Origin of the sequence: Paenibacillus sp. CECT 9249 (assembly GCF_918697855.1) — a bacterium.
GTDB lineage: Bacteria > Bacillota > Bacilli > Paenibacillales > Paenibacillaceae > MSJ-34.
In genome coordinates, this window is record NZ_CAKKLI010000022.1 from 51,876 (window position 1) to 70,482 (window position 18,607).

Here is an 18,607-nt window from a genome sequence, read left to right on the forward strand (position 1 = left end):
TTTTACTGCAAAAACGTTTGCCGTCTATTGCATCGACTCGCTCAGTCCCGTTCTCGCTTTGCGCGTCACCCATTTTTCGACGGCTCCCAAAATCCAATCGGCGATAAACGCCATCAAAATCGCGGCAGCCGCTCCCGAGAAGATCAATTCTTTCTTGTTGACGCCGATGCCGGAGTAGATCAAATCTCCCAATCCGCCGGCTCCGATTAACGTCGCGATCGTGGTCCAACTAATAATATAGACGGTTGTAATCCTTAGCCCCGACATAATATACGGGAACGCGAGCGGAAGCTGAATTTGGATCAGCCGCTGCGTCCGGCTGTAGCCCATTCCTCTGGCGGATTCCAGAACAGAAGAATCGACGGCTTGAAATCCCGCATACGTATTGCGCATCAAAGGCATGATCGAATAGAGGAAGAGGGCGAATATCGCCGGCGCCGTACCGATGCCGAGCAGAGGGAGCAATAACGCCAGAAGCGCTAGACTCGGTATCGTTTGAAATAGATTTGCGATCGAGAATGTGACGGTATGAAGCCATTTGCGCTCATTTTGCGCCAAATAAATACCGAGCGGAATCGCGACAATGCTGCCGCAGATGACGGCCGCGGCGGAGATGACGAGATGTTCTCCCGCGCTTGCCATAATATCGGGGAATCTTTCTTGAATGAAGCCGATATAGTTCGTTGCCAAACTATGCCCCTTCATAAACAGCCTCCTCCTTCCTTACCGGAGGATAAACATCGGCCATGTGGCGAACTACGCTGCCTCTCGTAATGAGCCCGACGAAACGGTCGTCCTCGCCGACGACGGCCAAGTTCGACAGGCCGTGTTCGCTCATCATGTTCAAGGCGTTCGGCAACGGAGTTCCGGGCGAGACTACGTGCTTCACCCGCTGCATCACGTCGGCGACCGTCTTGCCTTCTTCGCCGTACTGATCGAGCACCTGATAGATCGACACGATGCCGAGCAGCCTGTTGCTGCGGTCGACGATCAGCAGCGAATCGACGCGCCTGCGTTCCATAATTTTGACGGCTTCGGCCAAACCGCGGGTCGGATAAGCCGTTGCCGGGTTGTCGAGCATCACTTCATCGACCGAAGGGAGAGCTTCCAGATCGTTGTCTGTGCGCATTCGTTTCGTTCCGATAAAGCTCTTGACGAAATCGTTCGCGGGATGCCGCAATATGCTCTCCGGGCTTCCCTTCTGAATCACTTCGCCGTCTTTCATTAAAATCATCGAGTCGGCGATTTTGATCGCTTCGTCCATATCATGCGTGACGAATACGATCGTCTTCTTCAATTCCTGCTGCAGCCGAAGCAGTTCGTCCTGCAATTGTTCGCGGCTGATCGGATCCAAAGCGCTGAACGGTTCGTCCATGAGGATGATGTCCGGATCGGCGGCCAACGCCCGGATGACGCCGATGCGCTGCTGCTGTCCGCCGCTCAGTTCGGAAGGATACCGGTTGCGGTACGTATCCGGGTCCATCCCGACAAGCCGCAGCAATTCGTCGACCCGTTCGTCGATTTTACGCTTATCCCAGCGGAGCAATCGCGGTACGACGGAGACGTTCCTCGCGATCGTCATATGCGGGAACAGCCCGATATTTTGGATCACATAACCGATGTTCCTTCGCAGCTTCACCGGATCGACGGCGGAGATATCTTGGCCGTCGACGATTACGGCGCCATTCGATGGCTGTATCAAACGATTGATAAGCCTCATCGTCGTCGTCTTCCCGCAGCCGCTCGGCCCGATCAATACACTGATTTCACCCCGCTTGAATTCCAGATTCAAGTTTTTGAGGGCTTGAAAGCCATCGTCATATACTTTATTTACCCCCTGCAATTGAATCATGCATTCACCACCTTTTCGTAATTTGCGTGCTTCGGCATGGCTTCCGGCAAGGCCGGCCATGCGATAAGGAAACTTTTACAAATGAAATGCCCTTATCACTATTATTTTACCGGAAACTGGATTGCCGACCAAAAGGGGTATCCCCCCGCTACATGAGATATCTGTGGATAATCCGCGATTATCCGGGCTGAGCGGTCGGTTCTATATAAATCCTCCCGTATCCTGCCGGATCCTGCCAAATACAAGGAAACGGAACCGCAATATTTCCGGAAATTGGGTTTGTAACTTGGAAGCGCTTCCAAATGAGCGCAAACGAAGAAGGAAAGCTTCGGCTCGAGCTTTCCCGTCAAGACACGGCAATCTTATAACTCCAGTCTTAGCCTGACCATGTCTTTAATTTGAATCCCTTCTTCATAAAGTTCTTCATCGTAATTTCTGATAAAAAAATCAATGTCGACGCCGCAAATCCGAAAGCCGCATTTTTGGTACAACTTGAGCTGTTTAAATCCGGAATTGCCCGTCCCGATCTCGACCGTCTTCGCCTGCAGCTTTCGCGCTTCTTCAATGGCCGCCCGCACCAATCGCGTTCCGATTCCGCGCCCTTGCCATCGTTCTTTCACGGCAATGTTAACAATTTCGACGGTTTCGGGACGGGTGCGGATGAGCACAAATTCCCCGACCAATTCATCGTTAAGATAAGCCAGAAAACAATGGCCCCGACGAACGTATTCATCCACTAGCGGTTTGGAAGGATCCGCAAGCAGCAGAAGATCGTACGGCCATTGCTCCTCTTGATTCATCAGCCTAATCGCAAGTTCCATCGCAATTTCCCCTTTCGTTCGCCTCTCTTATTGCCGATCTACGCTTTTACCGCTTTGAAAATGCGGTAGCCTTTATCTTTCCCGACTTCCTCCACTCTTCCGAAGACGGATTCCAGCTTCGCCTTTGCCGAGGGGGCTCCCTGTTTCTTCTGAATGACGACCCATAAGCTGCCCCCGTCTTGAAGGTGGGCGAAGCTTTCCGTGAAGATGCGGTGCACCGTCTCTTTTCCCGCGCGTATCGGCGGATTCGTCAAAATCGTGTTGAACCGCCGGCCGGCCACCCCGGCGAACAAGTCGCTTTGCAACGCCTCGGCATTGGAGACGCCGTTGAGCGCCGCGTTTTCTTGCGCCAGCCGCACAGCCCGTTCGTTCACGTCGATCATCGTCACTTGTCCGTTCGGCGCCAATTTGGCCGCCGTTAAACCGATCGGGCCGTAGCCGCATCCGACATCCAATATGTTCGCGTCCGGCTTGATGTCCATATGTTCAATCAGCACTTTGCTGCCGTAATCCACGCCGGCTTTCGAGAACACGCCGGCATCCGTTACGAACTTGAGCCGATGTCCGCGCAGCGTCGCTTCGATCGTATTTCTGTCATGACCGACCGCAGGCCGATTGGAATAATAATGTTCCGACAGTGATGCCACCTCGCTTTCCTATTGCGTTCATTCTATTTTACCCCCGCCAGGCCTTTCCCAAAGCTTGCGTTGAAGGGCCTATCATTCAAACATGCAATGGAAGTCAATTTCGCAATACCGCTTGCGGCCGACGCCCCATCGCAGCGCTAACGAAACGTATACACGTTAATAGCCTGTAAATCACCTTGTTGTTTGTTGTAACGAAACTGAAGCACGTTAATGAGGGAAAAAAGGCGAAAAAACCGCAGATTTCCTATGAATAACGATATGTACTTTCGTTAAATTGGGAACGTCTTCATTTTGTACCCTATAAGGAATGCCAGTTTCGTTAGCGTCAATAAGGAGCTAGGTCCGCATGGATTACCTTCGAAATATAGGGGAGGCAAGCCCTTCTGTATGCGCAATAAAGCCTGTTGCATCAACGGTGGCCAATCGTGAAATTGACTCTAATCGCAGTTATTTCTCCCTAGGCCATTAGCTTTGCATTGAATATTGTACTGCGTTACAATCCGATCATTCCAAAAGGGATGATGCATAGGTTAACAGACTTTGGAGGCCTTATTTTGTCCAAAAACGCTGTTTTGGCTGAGTTAGCGGATTTTGAGGGCTCTATTTTGCCGCAAATTCACAATAACAAGAATTTCTCAGGCTGATCGCGACATGTTAACGGTTCGAAAATCCGTTAATTTCGAAATATCGACTGTAATTCCAAAAATAAGACCTTGAAAAACCGTTAATTGTTGAGTGACCGGGCCCTTCCCGGGAATAAAGAAACCCCTTGAAAGATCTTCAAGGGGTTTCGGCAGTTGAAGCAATATTATTTCACTTCGACAGTTGCGCCTGCTTCTTCAAGTTTCGCTTTCACTGCTTCCGCTTCTTCTTTGCTTACTTTTTCTTTAAGCGGCTTCGGTGCGTTGTCTACGAGGTCTTTCGCTTCTTTCAAGCCGAGGCCCGTAATTTCGCGAACGACTTTGATAACGTTGATTTTGGACGCGCCTGCGCTTGCCAGGATAACGTCGAATTCCGATTGCTCAGCAGCTTCAGCGCCGCCGCCGCCACCGGCTACAACCGCTACAGGAGCAGCAGCCGTTACGCCGAATTCTTCTTCGATCGCTTTAACGAGATCGTTCAATTCCAATACAGTCATGCCTTTAATTGCTTCTAAGATTTGTTCTTTACTCATGATTGAACCTCCATATTTTTAATAGTATTGATTCGTCTTTACGATACGAGCGGGATCACCCGTTCTCTCGTCTTAAGCCGTTTCTTCTTGCTTTTCGCCGACGGCTTTAACCGCAAGCGCGAAGTTGCGAACAGGAGCTTGAAGCACGCTGAGCAACATGGACAGGAGACCTTCTCTGGAAGGAAGATCAGCCAGCGCTTTAATTTGCGCTACGTCGACAACGCGGCCTTCAACGACGCCACCCTTAATTTTCAATGCGTCATTTTTCTTCGCAAATTCGTTTAAAATTTTCGCAGGAGCTACCGCATCCTCACGGCTGAACGCGACCGCAGTCGGTCCAGTCAATACTTCGTCAAGTTCCGTCAATTCCGCTTGCGCCGTTGCGCGGCGAACGAGCGAGTTCTTCAATACTTCAAACTCGATGCCCGCTTCGCGAAGCTGTTTGCGGAGTTCCGTAACTTGCGCTACGTTCAATCCGCGGTAGTCGGCTACAACCGTCGTTGCGCTCTCTTGCAATTTTGTCGTAATCTCTTGGACAGCTTGTTGTTTCGCCTCAATCACTTTTGCGTTTGCCACACTGTACACCTCCTATAAAAATTCGTCTACACTAACGTCTGACGACGTACATCCCTTATGAGCGACCTTGTCCTATGTTGAATTCCCGCCCGCATGCTATGGCATCAAAAAAGCCTCCGTAGCATCTACGAAGGCATGACGTACTGTATTGGATTACAACGATGTGTAAATAACCGATACATTCTATATCACAACACCTCGGTAGGAAATTAAGCCTGCTAAGGCACCTACTGTCTACGGTAAGCATATTCAACTTTATAGGTCGGTTGCAATGCAACGCATATCGCAACTTTCACAGAATACCACGCTTTGACGATCATGTCAACGACATGCATGCAACTTCCGCATATTCGCGTCAGTAGCGGCGTCAGGCGTCTTATCTGTAAACGGCTGCGTTCACGCGTGCGCCAGGGCCCATCGTCGAAGAAACGGAAATGTTCTTCAAGTATACGCCTTTGGCTGCCGCCGGTTTCGCTCTGTTCAACGCATCGATCAACGATTTCAAGTTCTCGTTCAATTTCTCTGCGTCAAAAGACACTTTGCCGATCGGCGCGTGAATTTGACCCGCTTTGTCCAGACGGTATTCGATTTTACCCGCTTTGATCTCTTGAACCGCTTTGGCAACGTCGAAAGTAACCGTTCCGGCTTTCGGATTCGGCATCAGGCCTTTACCGCCGAGCAGACGGCCCAATTTACCTACTTCGCTCATCATATCCGGTGTCGCTACGCAGACATCGAAATCGAACCAGCCTTGTTGAATTTTGTTGATCATATCTTGATCGCCGACAAAATCCGCGCCAGCCGCTTCCGCTTCTTTCGCTTTGTCACCTTTTGCAAATACAAGCACGCGTTTTGTTTTGCCCGTTCCGTGCGGAAGGACAACAACACCGCGAACCGCTTGGTCTTGTTTACGAGGGTCTACGCCCAAACGAACAGCAACTTCAACGGTTTCGTCGAACTTTGCAGTCGATGCCTTTTTCACCAATTCAATGGCTTCCAATGGCTCATATGTCGCTTCGCTGTCGATCAGCTTCGCGGCTTCTACATATTTTTTACCGTGTTTCGCCATGTACGATTCCTCCTTCGTGGTATTAGCGGAAATTCCTCCCACTGGTGCGTTTGCGAAGCAAATCGCAAACATTCGCAGCACACGAGAGTGCTGTGACTTACGCGCTTGCGAAGCAAGTCGCGAACATGCGACGCCTAAGCCGTCGCATTGCTACGAAGACGCAATTAGTCTTCGATCGTTACGCCCATGCTGCGGGCAGTGCCTTCGACCATACGCATAGCAGCCTCAACGGATGCAGCGTTCAAATCGGCCATTTTTTGCTCTGCAATTTCGCGAACTTTCGCGCGTTTTACAGTTGCAACTTTTTTCTTATTCGGCTCTCCGGAACCTTTTTCGATTTTTGCAGCAACGCGAAGCAATACTGCAGCCGGAGGAGTTTTGGTAATAAACGTGAAAGAACGATCCTCGAACACCGTAATTTCAACCGGAATGATCAATCCCGCTTGATCGGCCGTTCTGGCGTTGAATTCTTTACAGAATGCCATGATGTTGACACCCGCTTGACCCAAAGCCGGACCTACCGGTGGTGCCGGATTCGCTTTCCCTGCAGGAATTTGCAGTTTTACCATTTTAATCACTTTTTTCGCCACGTAAAACACCTCCTTGCCCGATAATGTGGTAGACGGGAATGATTCCCTCCCACAAGAAACCATCAAAGATATCTATTAAATCTTCTCCACTTGAGTATAATCCAACTCGAGCGGGGTTTCTCGCCCAAACATGTTGACGTGAACCTTCAGTTTGCTCTTATCGATCAAAATTTCCTCGACCGATCCGACAAAGTTCGCAAATGGACCCACTTTGATACGCACCGATTCCTTCAAATCGAATTCGATTTTCGGCTTCGGCTCCTCCATACCCATGTGCTTCAGAATTTGATCCACTTCTTCAGGCAGCAAAGGCGTCGGCTTGGAACCGGATCCTGTGGAACCGACGAATCCCGTAACACCCGGCGTATTGCGTACAACATACCAAGAATCATCGGTTTGGATCATTTCGACCAAGACATAGCCGGGGTAAACCTTGCGCATGACGGTTTTCTTCTTCCCGTCTTTGTTCACCACTTCTTCTTCCATCGGAACAAGAACCCGAAATATCTTATCCTTCATATCCATCGATTCGACGCGTTTTTCCAAATTGGCTTTTACTTTGTTTTCATACCCGGAATAGGTATGAACGACATACCATCTTTTTTCCATCTTAATCCACCTTGGTACCCATCTTGGCTAGGGCCCTTCTTAAATGATCGCTTCGACAATAGAAGAAATGCCGATATCGAGAATCCAAAAATAAATCGTGACAAACAGAACCGTGCAAACAACGACGATTGTATAGCTTGTCAACTCTTTACGATTTGGCCAGCGAACCTTTTTAAGCTCGGCCCAGCTTTCGGCGATAAAGGAAAAAAAGGATCCAAAGCTACGCTTTACATTTCCGATGAAAGACACGACTACACCTCCAAAAACTATCTTGTTTCGCGATGAGAAGTCTGCTCGTTACAAAACTTGCAATATTTCTTCATCTCCATGCGGTCGGGGTGATTTCGCTTGTTTTTGCTTGTCGTATAGTTTCTTTGCTTACAGTTCGTACAAGCCAACGTAATAATTACCCGCATGATGTGCACCTCCCGAAGACATCCTCTAAGTAGACCTTGTTTCAATCCTTTGGATGGAATTGAAAAAAAATCATTAAGAATCGTCTATAATGATCCTAAAAATCGTACGCATATTTAGGGCTACCTAAAACACTTTATCATAAGGGTCAGTTGATGTCAATGAAAACCGCATCGGGAAGATGCTTCGCGTCGCTTCCTGCGCTGTTTTTGCCTTTACCGGTCCGCTCTTCTATTTCCATTATAGGTAAACATCCCCAAAGATAAACATTTGCCGCGCCTGAGCGGGAAAAAGCTCTTGTCAAAACGCCCTGTTTTCGGTATGATAGGAATATACGTTCCGGGAACGTCAGTTCTATCTATATTAATTAATAAAGGCCCTTACATTGCTTTATCGCAGCATAAGAGCCTGATTATTTTCAACGTTATACATATCAAAAAGGCATTAAATGCCTAAATCTCGCACTTCCAAATATCGCTCCAGCTTACGCTTCACCCGCTGCAGCGCATTGTCTATCGATTTCACATGGCGGTTCAAATCGACCGCAATTTCCTGATACGAACGACCGTCTAGATACAGCATCAATACTTTGCGTTCGAGATCGCTCAATATTTCCGACATCTTGTCTTCAAGCCCGACGAATTCTTCTTGATTGATGATGAGCTCTTCCGGATCGGAAACGCGGGAACCGCAAATGATATCGAGCAAGGTACGGTCGGAATCTTCGTCATAAATCGGCTTGTCCAGCGAAACGTAGGAGTTCAGAGGAATATGCTTCTGGCGCGTCGCCGTCTTGATCGCCGTAATAATTTGGCGCGTAATGCACAGTTCGGCAAACGCCTTGAACGAAGCGAGCTTGTCCCCTTTGAAATCGCGAATCGATTTATATAAACCTATCATACCTTCTTGAATAATATCTTCCCGGTCTGCGCCTATCAAAAAATAGGAACGAGCTTTTGCGCGCACAAAATTACGGTACTTGTTGATCAAGTACTCCAATGCTTCACTGTCGCCTTCGCGGACGGCTTCAACGATGTCTTCGTCTGTTTTGATGTCATACTCGAACATTCTCAAATCTTTGAGGTCGACACTCACCACAATCCCTCCGGCCAGCAACACGTACTCCCGTTACTCTATCAAATATAGACTCAGTATATATTATGTCACCTGCATCGTCAACCGCGGCGCATCCAAAATCGTTTGCGAATAACATAATTGCAAAAAAATACAAGTGCTCGCCGTTTGCCAATGTTTCGAAGTGGGCTGGTTTATTGTCCGCGCCGCCATTTTTCGAACAAATTGCGAATGTCGGGGCTTAATTTGCCGGCAAGCGGATTTTTGTGCGAAACGGCGCCGTCCCGTTCGATCATGCCTTTGACTTCTTTGCGGCTTTGTTCGATTTCAATCGACAATTCCCGCGCCGATACGCGAAGCGCCCCTTGGCCGAAAGCGACATGCTGCTCGACCGAATCGGAGGTAGCCACATAGATTTGCCTCCGGCGGCGGGACAGTTCGCGAACGAAGCGTTCAATGCATTCGTCCGCCGTTTCCTTCTCTTTTGTGAAATGGATTTCCACCTTGCTTTGTACGTAAGACGCGCCAAGCCCGGGCACTTTATAAGCGTCGAACACAACGATCACCCTTCTGCCTGAAAAGGCTTGATACTCAGCCAACCGTTCCAGCAAACGGTCTCTCGCGTCCTGCAAGCTGATCCGCGCCAATTCGACCAGCTCCGGCCAAGAGCCGATCATGTTGTATCCGTCCACCAGAAGAACGTCTCTTACATCGGACATTCGGTTATTGTAAGCCGCGGCGTTGGCGCAATACCTCGTACATAAAAATCCCGGCCGCTACGGAAGCGTTAAGCGAGTTGATTCGTCCGACCATCGGCAGCTTGACGAGAAAATCGCATTTTTCCTTAATGAGCCGTCCCATGCCTTTGTTCTCATTCCCGATCACCAAAGCGATCGGCATATTGAACTGCGCCGATCCGTACAACTCCTGATCTCCGGAAACGTCGGTGCCGACGATCCACAATCCTTGCTTTTTCAGTTGGTCGATCGTCTGCGCCAAATTCGTTACGCGCGCTACCGGCACATATTCGACGGCGCCGGCCGACGTTTTGGAGACGGTCGCCGTTAAGCCGACGGAGCGGCGCTTCGGAATAATGACGCCGTGCACGCCGGTGCAATCCGCCGTTCGCAGAATCGACCCGAGATTATGAGGATCTTCGATTTCGTCCAACAGCAATAGAAAAGGCGGTTCCCCCCGTTCCGCGGCCGCCGCGAGCAAGTCGTCGACCTCGGCGTAACCGTACGCCGCTACTTGCGCCACAACGCCTTGATGCTGGACCCCCGGCACCATCTGGTCAAGCTTGCGTTTGTCGGCGTTCTGTACGACGATGCCCTGACGTTTCGCTTCCGCCGCGATCGGCTGCGCCAAATGCTTCTGCGCGGTATCCGCAATCCACAGTTTATGAATCGGGCGGCCGGAACGAAGCGCCTCCGTTACCGAGTGCTTGCCGGCAATATATTCCTGTTCCATCAATTAACCCCTCTTTCGGTTACGCATGCTTCAATGGCGACGCCGAGCAATTCGCGCAATCTCGCATAGCGTTTCGTGTAGTACAAGTAGCCGATCAGACATTCAAACGCCGTAGCCAGCCGATATTCGGACACGTTGGCGTTCTTCGGGATGCTGCCGGATTTGGCGTTGCGTCCTTGCCTTACGACATCCTTCTCCTCCTCGGTCAACAAAGGCTGCCATACCAGGAGCAACCGGCTTTGCGCTTTCGCGGAAACGAATTGCGTCGCGCCGCGGTGCAGATGGTTCGGCCGATGATTCGGCCGGGAAATTAAGTACTGGCGGATCGCCACTTCGTAAATGGCATCACCGATATAAGCCAGCACAATCGGATTCATATGCTTCGCTTCTTTGGCGGGCGGATACGGAAACAGGAAATCGTCGAATTCCGGACCCGCTTCCGCCTTCTCATCTATTCCCGCATTCTCCGTTTTATCTGTCTCCATATCCGTATCCTTCTTTCATTCCGCTCTTCATTTCCGGCGCCAACGCATTCCTTGCGGCGTATCCTCCAGCGCGATGCCTTCCGCTGCCAGCAAATCGCGAATTTCGTCGGCGCGCGCCCAGTTTTTCGCTTTGCGCGCTTCGGCCCGCTCCGCGATCAGCCGTTCGATTTGTTCGTCAAGCAGTTCCGGCTCCTCTTCCTTCACCAGGCCGAGCACATCGTTCATTTCCGCGAACAATGCCAATATCGCCTCCAAATCCGACAGGCGCACGGCCGGATGCTGCATGTAGACATTCGCTTCGCTTACGAGGTCGAACCAGGCGGTAATCGCATCCGCCGTGTTGAAATCGTCCTGCATCTTCGCATGGAACTCCCTGCGGATCGATTCCAGCTTTGCGCCGAGCGCTTCGGATTCGTCTCCCGCAGGCAGTTCGACCGCCGCTTTCAGGCGATGCCGCACATTGGCGATGCAATTCTCGATGCGCTCCAAACTGTTGCGCGCCTGCCCGATCGTCTCGTCGCTGTAATTCAACGGATTGCGGTAATGCGTCGACAACATGAAGTAGCGGAGGACTTCCGGTTTGATTCGTTCCCGCATATCGTGCACGATGACGCCGTTTCCGAGCGATTTCGACATTTTTTCGTTGTTAATGTTAATGTAGCCGTTGTGCATCCAATAATTTGCAAACGTCTTGCCCGTGAGCGCCTCGGACTGGGCCACCTCGCATTCGTGATGCGGAAACTGCAGATCCTGGCCGCCGCCATGGATATCCAAAGTATCCCCCAAATATTTGCGCGCCATCGCCGAGCATTCGATATGCCATCCGGGACGGCCGTCCCCCCACGGGCTGGGCCAATAAATTTCTCCCGGTTTCGCAGCTTTCCACAAGACGAAGTCTTCCGGATTTTCTTTGCGCTCGTCTACCTCGATCCGTACGCCGAATTGCAATTCCTCCAAATTTTGATGGGACAGCTTCCCGTACTCTGCAAATTTCAAGGTGCGAAAAAAAACGTCGCCTTCTTTCGCATAGGCGTAGCCTTTGTCGACCAAATCTTGAATAAAGGCGATAATTTCCTCGATATTGTCGGTTACGCGCGGATTCAGATCCGCCCGGCGCACACCCAGCGCTTCCACGTCTTCGTAAAAGGCAGCGATGAATTTGTCCGCCACTTCGGGGACGGTCGATCCGGTCTGTTCCGCTTTCCGAATCAGTTTATCGTCGACGTCGGTAAAATTCGAAACATAAGTGACGTCGTATCCGATCGCCTGCAAATAACGACGCACGACATCAAAAAAGATGACGGGACGCGCGTTCCCGATATGAATATAGTCGTATACGGTCGGTCCGCATACGTACATTTTCACCTTGCCGGGTTCAAGCGGAACGAACTCCTCTTTCGTCCGCGTAACGGTGTTATAAATTTTTAAAGACATATCCTTCATCCCTTCTGCGAGGTTCTTCCGATTAGATCTTGCCCGGGGCCGCTCGTCTCCCGCTACGGTCCGCGTTCAATCGTTGCCGATCCCGACTCCCTCTTGCTTCAAGCGCGCCAGTTCCTCTTCAAGCTGGTCGATCCGCCGCTGCATATTGGAACATAAATCGATCACCGGATCGGGCAGCTGCGTATGATTCAACCGGTCTATCCGTTTGCCGTCCTGCTTCACGACCCGCCCCGGAATGCCGACGACCGTACTGTTCGGCGGCACCTCGCGCAGCACGACTGAGTTGGCGCCGATAATCGCATTGTCGCCCACCTTGAACGAGCCGAGCACTTTCGCTCCCGACGAGACGACGACATTGTTGCCGATCGTCGGATGCCGCTTGCCTTTTTCCTTGCCCGTTCCCCCCAACGTAACGCCTTGGTAAATGACGACATCGTCCCCGATTTCGCATGTTTCCCCGATGACCACGCCCATGCCGTGATCGATAAACAACCGGTTCCCGATCGTCGCGCCGGGATGGATTTCAATTCCTGTAAAGAAGCGGCTCAGCTGCGAGATCATCCTTGCCACCGTATACCAGCGCCGCACGAAAAGCCAATGCGCGATCCGATGCGCCCAAATGGCGTGCAAGCCGGAATACGTCAGCACGACTTCAAATACGCTTCGCGCCGCGGGGTCATTCTCGAATATCGTTTCGATGTCCGATTTCATTCTACGAAACATACGATCCCTTCTTTTCCCGTCCAAAATAAAACGCCTCTACAGCATGATGCTGCAGAGGCGTGATACGCGGTCCCACTCTGCTTGAACGTTATTGCCGGCCATACCGGGCGACGTTCGTCTCTCGTGTTCTTAACGCGAACAATACGCTGTTTCCTAGCTGTGCGGCAGCGCTTATGCGCGAAAGCTCCAGTTCGGAAACAGGGCTCACAGGTGCAATTCCGCCGTGCGGGAATGAGCGACTTGCAGCCGGATCGCGAGTGCTTCAATGCGAGCCGGTCGCCCTCTCTGGGAAACCCGGCAACCGGGCGTACTTCTCCTGCTCTACGCCTCTTGCTTTGTTTGTTATTATAGCCAAATGCGGCGATTCTGACAAGAATCGTTTGCCGCGGCTCGCCCGCCTTGCCGCTCCCGCCGCCCGCGAGCTTACGCCTTCGCGAAACGGCGCAGCCGCTTCGCCACTTTGTCGCGGCCGAGCAAATAGATCGTTTCGTTTAGATCGCGGCCATGCGTTTGTCCGGTAATCGCCACGCGAATCGGCATGAACAATTGCTTGCCTTTGGCGCCCGTTTCGGTCTGCACTTCCTTAATGAGCGCTTTGGCCCGATCCGCCGTCAGCGCTTCTTCCGCTTCGATCTTGCGCAGGAAGCTGTTTAACACCGCCGGCACTTGCTCTTCCGCAAGCACCGCGTTCGCTTCGTCGTCAAACGAAACCTCTTCCTGAAAAAATAAATCGGACAAATCGACAATGTCGGACGCGCAGCGCATTTGCTCCTGGTACAACGCAACGAGCGATGCGGCCCACGCCTTCCGGTCGGCGCTGAGCGTTTCCGGCAAACGCCCGGCTTGCTGCAAATGCGGAATGGCCATTTCGACAATTCTCGCCGTATCCGTTTGTTTAATATAATGATTGTTCAACCAACTCAGCTTGTTGGTGTCGAAAACCGCGGGGCTTTTCGACAGCCGGTTTGCGTCGAATATGCCGATCAATTGCTCGCGCGAGAAAATTTCTTCCTCTCCTTCCGGCGACCATCCGAGCAAGGCGATGAAGTTGAACATCGCTTCCGGCAAATAGCCGAGACTGTCGTACTGCTCGATAAATTGAATGATCGATTCGTCGCGTTTGCTCAGCTTTTTGCGATGCTCGTTGACGATGAGCGTCATATGCCCGAATTGCGGCGGCTCCCAGCCGAGCGCTTCATAGATCATCAATTGCCGCGGCGTATTGGAGATATGATCTTCGCCGCGCAGCACATGGCTGATCTTCATCAAATAATCGTCGACGACGACGGCGAAATTGTACGTCGGGATCCCGTCCTTCTTCACGATGACGAAATCGCCCGTATCTTCCGAAGCAAAGGAAATCGTCCCTTTGACCATATCGTCGAACGTATAGGTTCTGCCTTCCGGCACGCGGAAACGAATGCTCGGCACCCGTCCTTCCGCCTCGAACTGCGCCCGCTCCGCTTCGGACAAGTTGCGGTGCTTGCCGGAATAGCGCGGCGTTTCGCCGCGGGCGATTTGCTCTTCGCGTTCCCGCTCCAGTTCCTCTTCCGTACAGTAACAGCGGTACGCCAGACCGCGGTCCAGCAAATCCTGCCAATAGGTGCGGTATATATCAAGCCGTTCCGTTTGCCGGTACGGACCGTATTCTCCGCCGACATCGACGCTTTCGTCCCAATCCATGCCAAGCCATTTCAAATAGGTAAGCTGATTCTCTTCGCCGCCCTCCACATTGCGCTTCACATCCGTATCTTCGATACGGATAATGAATTTGCCGTTATGGCGCCGCGCAAACAAATAATTGAACAGCGCGGTTCTGGCATTGCCGATATGTAAATGGCCGGTCGGACTCGGCGCATAGCGTACGCGGATTTCTTTCGTCATGATGGTGCTCCCTTCTTAACGATTCATCACAAAATCATACCATATCTTGAAGCAAGCAGACAACCGATTGAGCCGCAATTCCTTCGCCGCGTCCGGTGAAGCCGAGCCATTCGGTCGTCGTCGCCTTGACATTAATCTGCGATACGTCCGCCTCCAGCGCATCTGCGATGATTTCGCGCATTTGCGGTATGTACGGCGCCATCTTCGGCAATTGCGCGATGATCGTCGCATCCAGATTGCCCAAGCGGTATCCCGCTTCCTTCGCCATCGCCCAAACAAGCTGCAGCAGCTTCAAGCTGTCGGCATCCTTGTACCGTTCGTCCGTATCGGGGAAATGGCGTCCGATATCGCCAAACGCCAGCGCGCCAAGAATCGCGTCGCTAATCGCATGCAGCAGCACGTCGGCGTCGGAATGGCCGAGCAATCCTTTCTCGAACGGAATCGTCACCCCTCCGATAATGCATGGCCTTCCTTCCGTCAACTGATGCACGTCATAACCTTGTCCTACCCGAATCATCGTTCCTCTCCCCTTTTCTTCAATAGTAATGCCGCAAAATCCAAATCCTCCGGCGTCGTAATTTTAATGTTCGTATAATCCCCTTCAACGACCGTCACCGGAATGCCAAGCCGTTCGACCAGCATCGAATCGTCGGTCCCTATAAAACCGTCCTTGCGCGCTTGTTCATGCGCCGCAAGCACAACGGAATGACGAAAAGCCTGTGGGGTTTGAATCGCCCACAAGCTTCGGCGATCCGGCGTCGTTTGGATGACGCCGGATTCGTTCACTTGTTTGATCGTATCTTTCACCGGAACGGCAAGAACGGCTGCGCCGCTGCGCACCGCCTCGTCGAAGCAAGCGCGCGCATGATCCATGCGAACGAACGGACGCACCCCGTCATGGATCAGCACGTATTCGACGTCGAGCTGCGCCAGCCCTTTATAAACCGAATGCTGGCGCTCGTTCCCGCCGGCGACGACGCTTGTTACCTTGCGAATTCCGTACTCGGATATCCATTGCCTGCAGCGTTCGACATCGTCCGCGCCGACGACTAGCGCGATTTCGTCGATTTCCGCCATCCGTTCGAACGTTTCCAATGTATGTATAATAATCGGCTTGTTTCCGAGCCGCAAGTATTGCTTGCTCTCTTCCGTTCCCATTCGCGAGCCTTTTCCCGCCGCTACGACAACAGCCCCCAGCTTGCGCTTCATCCTCATCCCTGCCTAGTAAAAATGGTATAGGTGCGAGTGCCTTATCGCACTAACCACCATCATACCTTTTTTACTGCGCTTTTTCCAACAATTTCGGTTTGGCGAATATCATCCGGCCGGCGGAAGTTTGCAGAACGCTAGTGACCAGCACTTCCATCGTCGTGCCGATATAATCGCGGCCGCCCTCGACGACGATCATCGTGCCGTCATCCAAATACGCGACCCCTTGGCCATGCTCCTTGCCGTCTTTGATCACCTGTACGATAATTTCCTCGCCCGGCAGCACGACCGGCTTCACCGCATTGGCCAAATCGTTAATGTTGAGCACCGATACGCCTTGCAGTTCGCATACTTTGTTCAAATTGTAATCGTTCGTCACGACTTTGCCTTGCAGTACTTTCGCCAGCTTGACCAGTTTGCTGTCCACCTCGGAAATTTCCTCGAAATCCCCTTCGTAGATCAGCACCTTTACTTCGAGCTCTTTTTGGATTTTGTTTAAAATATCCAGCCCGCGCCGGCCGCGGTTGCGCTTCAACAAATCCGACGAATCGGCGATATGCTGCAATTCCTCCAGTACGAATTCGGGTATGACGATGGTTCCTTCAATAAATCCGGTTTTGCATATATCGGCGATTCTGCCGTCGATGATGACGCTCGTATCCAATATTTTATGTTCCTCAAGCCACGCTTTATCGGGTGCAGGTTCGGCCGCGCGTCTGCTTCGCGCCAGAAAAGAGGCGAATTCCTCTCTTTTATGCACTCCAACCCATAATCCCATATAACCGCAGAACAAGGTCAAAAACATAGACATCACGACCCCGACATCGCCGAGCCGCACAAGAACCGCATCGATGAACGCCGCCACGGTCAAACCGCATAATAAGCCGGCCATTCCAGCCGTCAGTTCCTCGAAGGGAACTTCGGAAATGCGGCTGATTCCTTTTTGAACGCTTGAAACGATAGCTCCGGCACTTAGCGCAAATAAGACCAAAAACAGAACAGCGCCCATCCCCATAAAACCAAATACGCCCGCCGAAGAACTTAATTTGCCAAGCCATGGCGACAGCAGCGATGACGGCTCCTCCGCCGCGGTATATACTTGATGGCCGAACCACGCTCCGAACAGCATGCCGAGGATTTGAAATCCTTTTTTTAACATGACGCATTTCACCTCCTTTACAATTATGGACCAAATTGACGCAACCTAATCAGCCGATAACATTTTTGGTTGAAAACTGGTAATCGTTGCAAGTATAATGAAACTATCGTGAATCGTGCTTACGAAATCCATGAATTCGAGAAAATCGAGGTGTATAATATGAGCGCTCCGACTCTCCAGTCGTTTCAAGACCAAGTCTCAGAATTGTTGCTACGTCACCGCAGTCTCCTCGACGTATTATCCAAATACGGCCAGACCAACGCTTCCGTCAACCGGTCCGTCGTTAAGGCGGTTACCGAATGCGGCTGTATCGAATTGAACGCCAAGAAACAATTCTACGCCGAAGATGTCGATATGGAGCAAGCGAAGCAGGACTTGAAAAGCCATTTGAGCGGCGAGCTTTGCGAACATTGCAAGGAAATCGTTACGGCGGAACTGGGCAAAAATTTGTTCTATATGTCCGCTTTGTGCAATTTGCTTGAGATCAGCATGGACGATGTCGTCGCCAACGAATCGAGCAAATGCTCGACCCTCGGTTACTTCAATCTTTCTTAACATGCTAATATGAGACCAACAAAAAAAGCATTTATTTCTCCCGCACAGGGTAGGAAAATAAATGCTTTTTATTTTGCCGTCATATGAAATTGGACGAGACGCTAGTTCCCCAAATGGTCCGATTGGTACATTTCGTCCCGGGCCGGATGCCTCTTTCTTCTCCGCTTGAGCAAAATTTGTTCAACGTTTTTTTTTAGCCCGTAAAGCGCGTAAAGAGCGAGCGGCACAAGAATTAACTTTGGAGTTTGGTCCGGGAACAGTACCGCGAGCACCACCGCACCCGCGACAACAATCGGCGCAATCCAGATCGTCTTCTTGGGAATGCCGATTTTTTTGAAATTCGGATATTTCACTCTGCTTATCATTAAGTACGACAGCAGAAGCATGCTGATTACCAAATAAGGCACGGCCAAATCTTCGCGGAACAAGGCCAGCGTAGACAAGACGCCGCCAGCCGCCGGTATCGGAAGGCCGATAAAATAGCCCGGCACGCCGGATGCGACATTAAACCGCGCCAGTCTGAGAGCGCCGCAAATCGGGAAAATGGCCGTAACCGTCCAAGCGAGCACCGGGTTCAAGTCGGTCAATGCGACAACGTACATGATAAAAGCAGGAGCTACTCCGAATGAAATCACATCCGATAAGGAATCCAATTCTTTGCCGAATTCGCTCTGCGCATTGAGGGCGCGGGCGACTCTTCCGTCCAAACCGTCTAAAAGCATAGCAATAATGACCATAATGGCTGCATAATCGTACTTGTCGTGAAATACAAGCATGATCGATATGATTCCGAGACAGAGGTTACCGATGGTAAACAAGTTCGGAATAGCTTTCGTAATCATATGTTCACCTC

The 18,607-nt window shown here is 51.3% G+C and carries 23 protein-coding genes and 1 other annotated feature; of the genes, 1 reads left to right on the plus strand and 22 read right to left on the minus strand.

The annotated features are described in order from the left end of the window. Nucleotides 1-24: 24 nt before the first annotated feature. The 21 genes from LQ229_RS16080 to LQ229_RS16180 form a co-directional block, all read right to left on the minus strand. The gene (locus tag LQ229_RS16080; protein ID WP_230192267.1) at nucleotides 25-705 is read right to left on the minus strand and encodes an ABC transporter permease; all 681 of its coding nucleotides are present in this window, start codon (nucleotides 703-705) and stop codon (nucleotides 25-27) included. After that, nucleotides 692-1,852, minus strand: coding sequence for a betaine/proline/choline family ABC transporter ATP-binding protein (locus LQ229_RS16085; RefSeq protein WP_216539522.1), 1,161 nt, complete (start codon nucleotides 1,850-1,852; stop codon nucleotides 692-694). Before LQ229_RS16085 ends, LQ229_RS16080 begins: the two co-directional genes overlap by 14 nt. Before the next feature lie 362 nt (nucleotides 1,853-2,214). Further along, a complete protein-coding gene (locus tag LQ229_RS16090; RefSeq protein WP_230192268.1) occupies nucleotides 2,215-2,673 on the minus strand; it encodes a GNAT family N-acetyltransferase in 459 nt (152 codons plus the stop codon). 38 nt (nucleotides 2,674-2,711) lie between these two features. Beyond that, nucleotides 2,712-3,311, minus strand: coding sequence for a class I SAM-dependent methyltransferase (locus LQ229_RS16095; RefSeq protein ID WP_230192279.1), 600 nt, complete (start codon nucleotides 3,309-3,311; stop codon nucleotides 2,712-2,714). A gap of 817 nt (nucleotides 3,312-4,128) precedes the next feature. After that, complete coding sequence (rplL, locus tag LQ229_RS16100) at nucleotides 4,129-4,494, minus strand: 50S ribosomal protein L7/L12 (protein ID WP_216539518.1); 366 nt, start codon at nucleotides 4,492-4,494, stop codon at nucleotides 4,129-4,131. Nucleotides 4,495-4,566: 72 nt separating this feature from the next. Continuing rightward, complete coding sequence (rplJ, locus tag LQ229_RS16105; RefSeq protein WP_216539517.1) at nucleotides 4,567-5,070, minus strand: 50S ribosomal protein L10; 504 nt, start codon at nucleotides 5,068-5,070, stop codon at nucleotides 4,567-4,569. 97 nt (nucleotides 5,071-5,167) lie between these two features. Continuing rightward, nucleotides 5,168-5,328 (minus strand) — a sequence feature (ribosomal protein L10 leader region). 118 nt (nucleotides 5,329-5,446) lie between these two features. Beyond that, nucleotides 5,447-6,139 carry a 50S ribosomal protein L1 gene (rplA, locus tag LQ229_RS16110; protein WP_216539516.1) on the minus strand — a complete coding sequence of 231 codons (693 nt, stop codon included), beginning with the start codon at nucleotides 6,137-6,139 and terminating at the stop codon, nucleotides 5,447-5,449. 164 nt (nucleotides 6,140-6,303) lie between these two features. Continuing rightward, nucleotides 6,304-6,729, minus strand: coding sequence for a 50S ribosomal protein L11 (gene rplK, locus LQ229_RS16115; RefSeq protein ID WP_216539515.1), 426 nt, complete (start codon nucleotides 6,727-6,729; stop codon nucleotides 6,304-6,306). A 75-nt stretch (nucleotides 6,730-6,804) separates the two neighbouring features. Next, nucleotides 6,805-7,338, minus strand: coding sequence for a transcription termination/antitermination protein NusG (nusG, locus tag LQ229_RS16120; RefSeq protein WP_216539514.1), 534 nt, complete (start codon nucleotides 7,336-7,338; stop codon nucleotides 6,805-6,807). A 39-nt stretch (nucleotides 7,339-7,377) separates the two neighbouring features. Then, the gene (gene secE, locus LQ229_RS16125; RefSeq protein ID WP_216539513.1) at nucleotides 7,378-7,587 is read right to left on the minus strand and encodes a preprotein translocase subunit SecE; all 210 of its coding nucleotides are present in this window, start codon (nucleotides 7,585-7,587) and stop codon (nucleotides 7,378-7,380) included. A 17-nt stretch (nucleotides 7,588-7,604) separates the two neighbouring features. Then, nucleotides 7,605-7,754 carry a 50S ribosomal protein L33 gene (rpmG, locus tag LQ229_RS16130; protein WP_216539512.1) on the minus strand — a complete coding sequence of 50 codons (150 nt, stop codon included), beginning with the start codon at nucleotides 7,752-7,754 and terminating at the stop codon, nucleotides 7,605-7,607. A 442-nt stretch (nucleotides 7,755-8,196) separates the two neighbouring features. Then, nucleotides 8,197-8,847 carry an RNA polymerase sporulation sigma factor SigH gene (gene sigH / locus LQ229_RS16135; RefSeq protein ID WP_216539511.1) on the minus strand — a complete coding sequence of 217 codons (651 nt, stop codon included), beginning with the start codon at nucleotides 8,845-8,847 and terminating at the stop codon, nucleotides 8,197-8,199. A 173-nt stretch (nucleotides 8,848-9,020) separates the two neighbouring features. Continuing rightward, nucleotides 9,021-9,545, minus strand: a complete 525-nt coding sequence (locus LQ229_RS16140) for an NYN domain-containing protein (RefSeq protein WP_216539510.1) — start codon at nucleotides 9,543-9,545, stop codon at nucleotides 9,021-9,023. A gap of 4 nt (nucleotides 9,546-9,549) precedes the next feature. After that, the gene (rlmB, locus tag LQ229_RS16145; protein WP_216539509.1) at nucleotides 9,550-10,296 is read right to left on the minus strand and encodes a 23S rRNA (guanosine(2251)-2'-O)-methyltransferase RlmB; all 747 of its coding nucleotides are present in this window, start codon (nucleotides 10,294-10,296) and stop codon (nucleotides 9,550-9,552) included. After that, entirely contained in the window at nucleotides 10,296-10,781 is a 486-nt protein-coding gene (locus LQ229_RS16150; RefSeq protein ID WP_216539508.1) for a ribonuclease III domain-containing protein, read from the minus strand. The genes rlmB and LQ229_RS16150 overlap by 1 nt, the downstream gene beginning before the upstream one ends. A gap of 27 nt (nucleotides 10,782-10,808) precedes the next feature. Continuing rightward, nucleotides 10,809-12,215, minus strand: coding sequence for a cysteine--tRNA ligase (gene cysS / locus LQ229_RS16155; protein ID WP_230192269.1), 1,407 nt, complete (start codon nucleotides 12,213-12,215; stop codon nucleotides 10,809-10,811). 75 nt (nucleotides 12,216-12,290) lie between these two features. Then, complete coding sequence (gene cysE / locus LQ229_RS16160) at nucleotides 12,291-12,947, minus strand: serine O-acetyltransferase (RefSeq protein WP_230192270.1); 657 nt, start codon at nucleotides 12,945-12,947, stop codon at nucleotides 12,291-12,293. A 423-nt stretch (nucleotides 12,948-13,370) separates the two neighbouring features. Beyond that, complete coding sequence (gene gltX, locus LQ229_RS16165; protein ID WP_216539505.1) at nucleotides 13,371-14,831, minus strand: glutamate--tRNA ligase; 1,461 nt, start codon at nucleotides 14,829-14,831, stop codon at nucleotides 13,371-13,373. 34 nt (nucleotides 14,832-14,865) lie between these two features. Next, nucleotides 14,866-15,348 (minus strand): 2-C-methyl-D-erythritol 2,4-cyclodiphosphate synthase, encoded by a 483-nt coding sequence (ispF, locus tag LQ229_RS16170; protein WP_230192271.1) that lies wholly within the window; start codon nucleotides 15,346-15,348, stop codon nucleotides 14,866-14,868. Further along, nucleotides 15,345-16,040, minus strand: a complete 696-nt coding sequence (gene ispD, locus LQ229_RS16175; RefSeq protein ID WP_230192272.1) for a 2-C-methyl-D-erythritol 4-phosphate cytidylyltransferase — start codon at nucleotides 16,038-16,040, stop codon at nucleotides 15,345-15,347. The genes ispF and ispD overlap by 4 nt, the downstream gene beginning before the upstream one ends. A 70-nt stretch (nucleotides 16,041-16,110) precedes the next feature. Then, nucleotides 16,111-17,199 carry a PIN/TRAM domain-containing protein gene (locus LQ229_RS16180; RefSeq protein WP_216539502.1) on the minus strand — a complete coding sequence of 363 codons (1,089 nt, stop codon included), beginning with the start codon at nucleotides 17,197-17,199 and terminating at the stop codon, nucleotides 16,111-16,113. Between the two features lie 159 nt (nucleotides 17,200-17,358). Between LQ229_RS16180 and LQ229_RS16185 the strand changes: the two genes are divergently transcribed. Next, nucleotides 17,359-17,754: a DUF1573 domain-containing protein gene (locus tag LQ229_RS16185; protein WP_216539500.1), complete on the plus strand. Its 396-nt coding sequence runs from the start codon at nucleotides 17,359-17,361 to the stop codon at nucleotides 17,752-17,754. A 101-nt stretch (nucleotides 17,755-17,855) separates the two neighbouring features. Here the strand turns inward: LQ229_RS16185 and pssA are convergent, their stop codons facing one another. Continuing rightward, nucleotides 17,856-18,596, minus strand: coding sequence for a CDP-diacylglycerol--serine O-phosphatidyltransferase (gene pssA / locus LQ229_RS16190; RefSeq protein ID WP_216539499.1), 741 nt, complete (start codon nucleotides 18,594-18,596; stop codon nucleotides 17,856-17,858). Nucleotides 18,597-18,607 lie beyond the last annotated feature (11 nt).

Excerpts from the sequence above, each read along its gene's own strand:
- LQ229_RS16080 (WP_230192267.1), bottom strand. The coding sequence starts at position 705 with ATGAAGGGGCATAGTTTGGCAACGAACTATATCGGCTTCATTCAAGAA.
- LQ229_RS16085 (WP_216539522.1), bottom strand. The coding sequence starts at position 1,852 with ATGATTCAATTGCAGGGGGTAAATAAAGTATATGACGATGGCTTTCAA.
- LQ229_RS16090 (WP_230192268.1), bottom strand. The coding sequence starts at position 2,673 with ATGGAACTTGCGATTAGGCTGATGAATCAAGAGGAGCAATGGCCGTAC.
- rplL (WP_216539518.1), bottom strand. The coding sequence starts at position 4,494 with ATGAGTAAAGAACAAATCTTAGAAGCAATTAAAGGCATGACTGTATTG.
- rplA (WP_216539516.1), bottom strand. The coding sequence starts at position 6,139 with ATGGCGAAACACGGTAAAAAATATGTAGAAGCCGCGAAGCTGATCGAC.
- nusG (WP_216539514.1), bottom strand. The coding sequence starts at position 7,338 with ATGGAAAAAAGATGGTATGTCGTTCATACCTATTCCGGGTATGAAAAC.
- rpmG (WP_216539512.1), bottom strand. The coding sequence starts at position 7,754 with ATGCGGGTAATTATTACGTTGGCTTGTACGAACTGTAAGCAAAGAAAC.
- LQ229_RS16140 (WP_216539510.1), bottom strand. The coding sequence starts at position 9,545 with ATGTCCGATGTAAGAGACGTTCTTCTGGTGGACGGATACAACATGATC.
- rlmB (WP_216539509.1), bottom strand. The coding sequence starts at position 10,296 with ATGGAACAGGAATATATTGCCGGCAAGCACTCGGTAACGGAGGCGCTT.
- LQ229_RS16150 (WP_216539508.1), bottom strand. The coding sequence starts at position 10,781 with ATGGAGACAGATAAAACGGAGAATGCGGGAATAGATGAGAAGGCGGAA.
- cysS (WP_230192269.1), bottom strand. The coding sequence starts at position 12,215 with ATGTCTTTAAAAATTTATAACACCGTTACGCGGACGAAAGAGGAGTTC.
- cysE (WP_230192270.1), bottom strand. The coding sequence starts at position 12,947 with ATGTTTCGTAGAATGAAATCGGACATCGAAACGATATTCGAGAATGAC.
- gltX (WP_216539505.1), bottom strand. The coding sequence starts at position 14,831 with ATGACGAAAGAAATCCGCGTACGCTATGCGCCGAGTCCGACCGGCCAT.
- ispF (WP_230192271.1), bottom strand. The coding sequence starts at position 15,348 with ATGATTCGGGTAGGACAAGGTTATGACGTGCATCAGTTGACGGAAGGA.
- ispD (WP_230192272.1), bottom strand. The coding sequence starts at position 16,040 with ATGAAGCGCAAGCTGGGGGCTGTTGTCGTAGCGGCGGGAAAAGGCTCG.
- LQ229_RS16180 (WP_216539502.1), bottom strand. The coding sequence starts at position 17,199 with ATGTTAAAAAAAGGATTTCAAATCCTCGGCATGCTGTTCGGAGCGTGG.
- LQ229_RS16185 (WP_216539500.1), top strand. The coding sequence starts at position 17,359 with ATGAGCGCTCCGACTCTCCAGTCGTTTCAAGACCAAGTCTCAGAATTG.
- pssA (WP_216539499.1), bottom strand. The coding sequence starts at position 18,596 with ATGATTACGAAAGCTATTCCGAACTTGTTTACCATCGGTAACCTCTGT.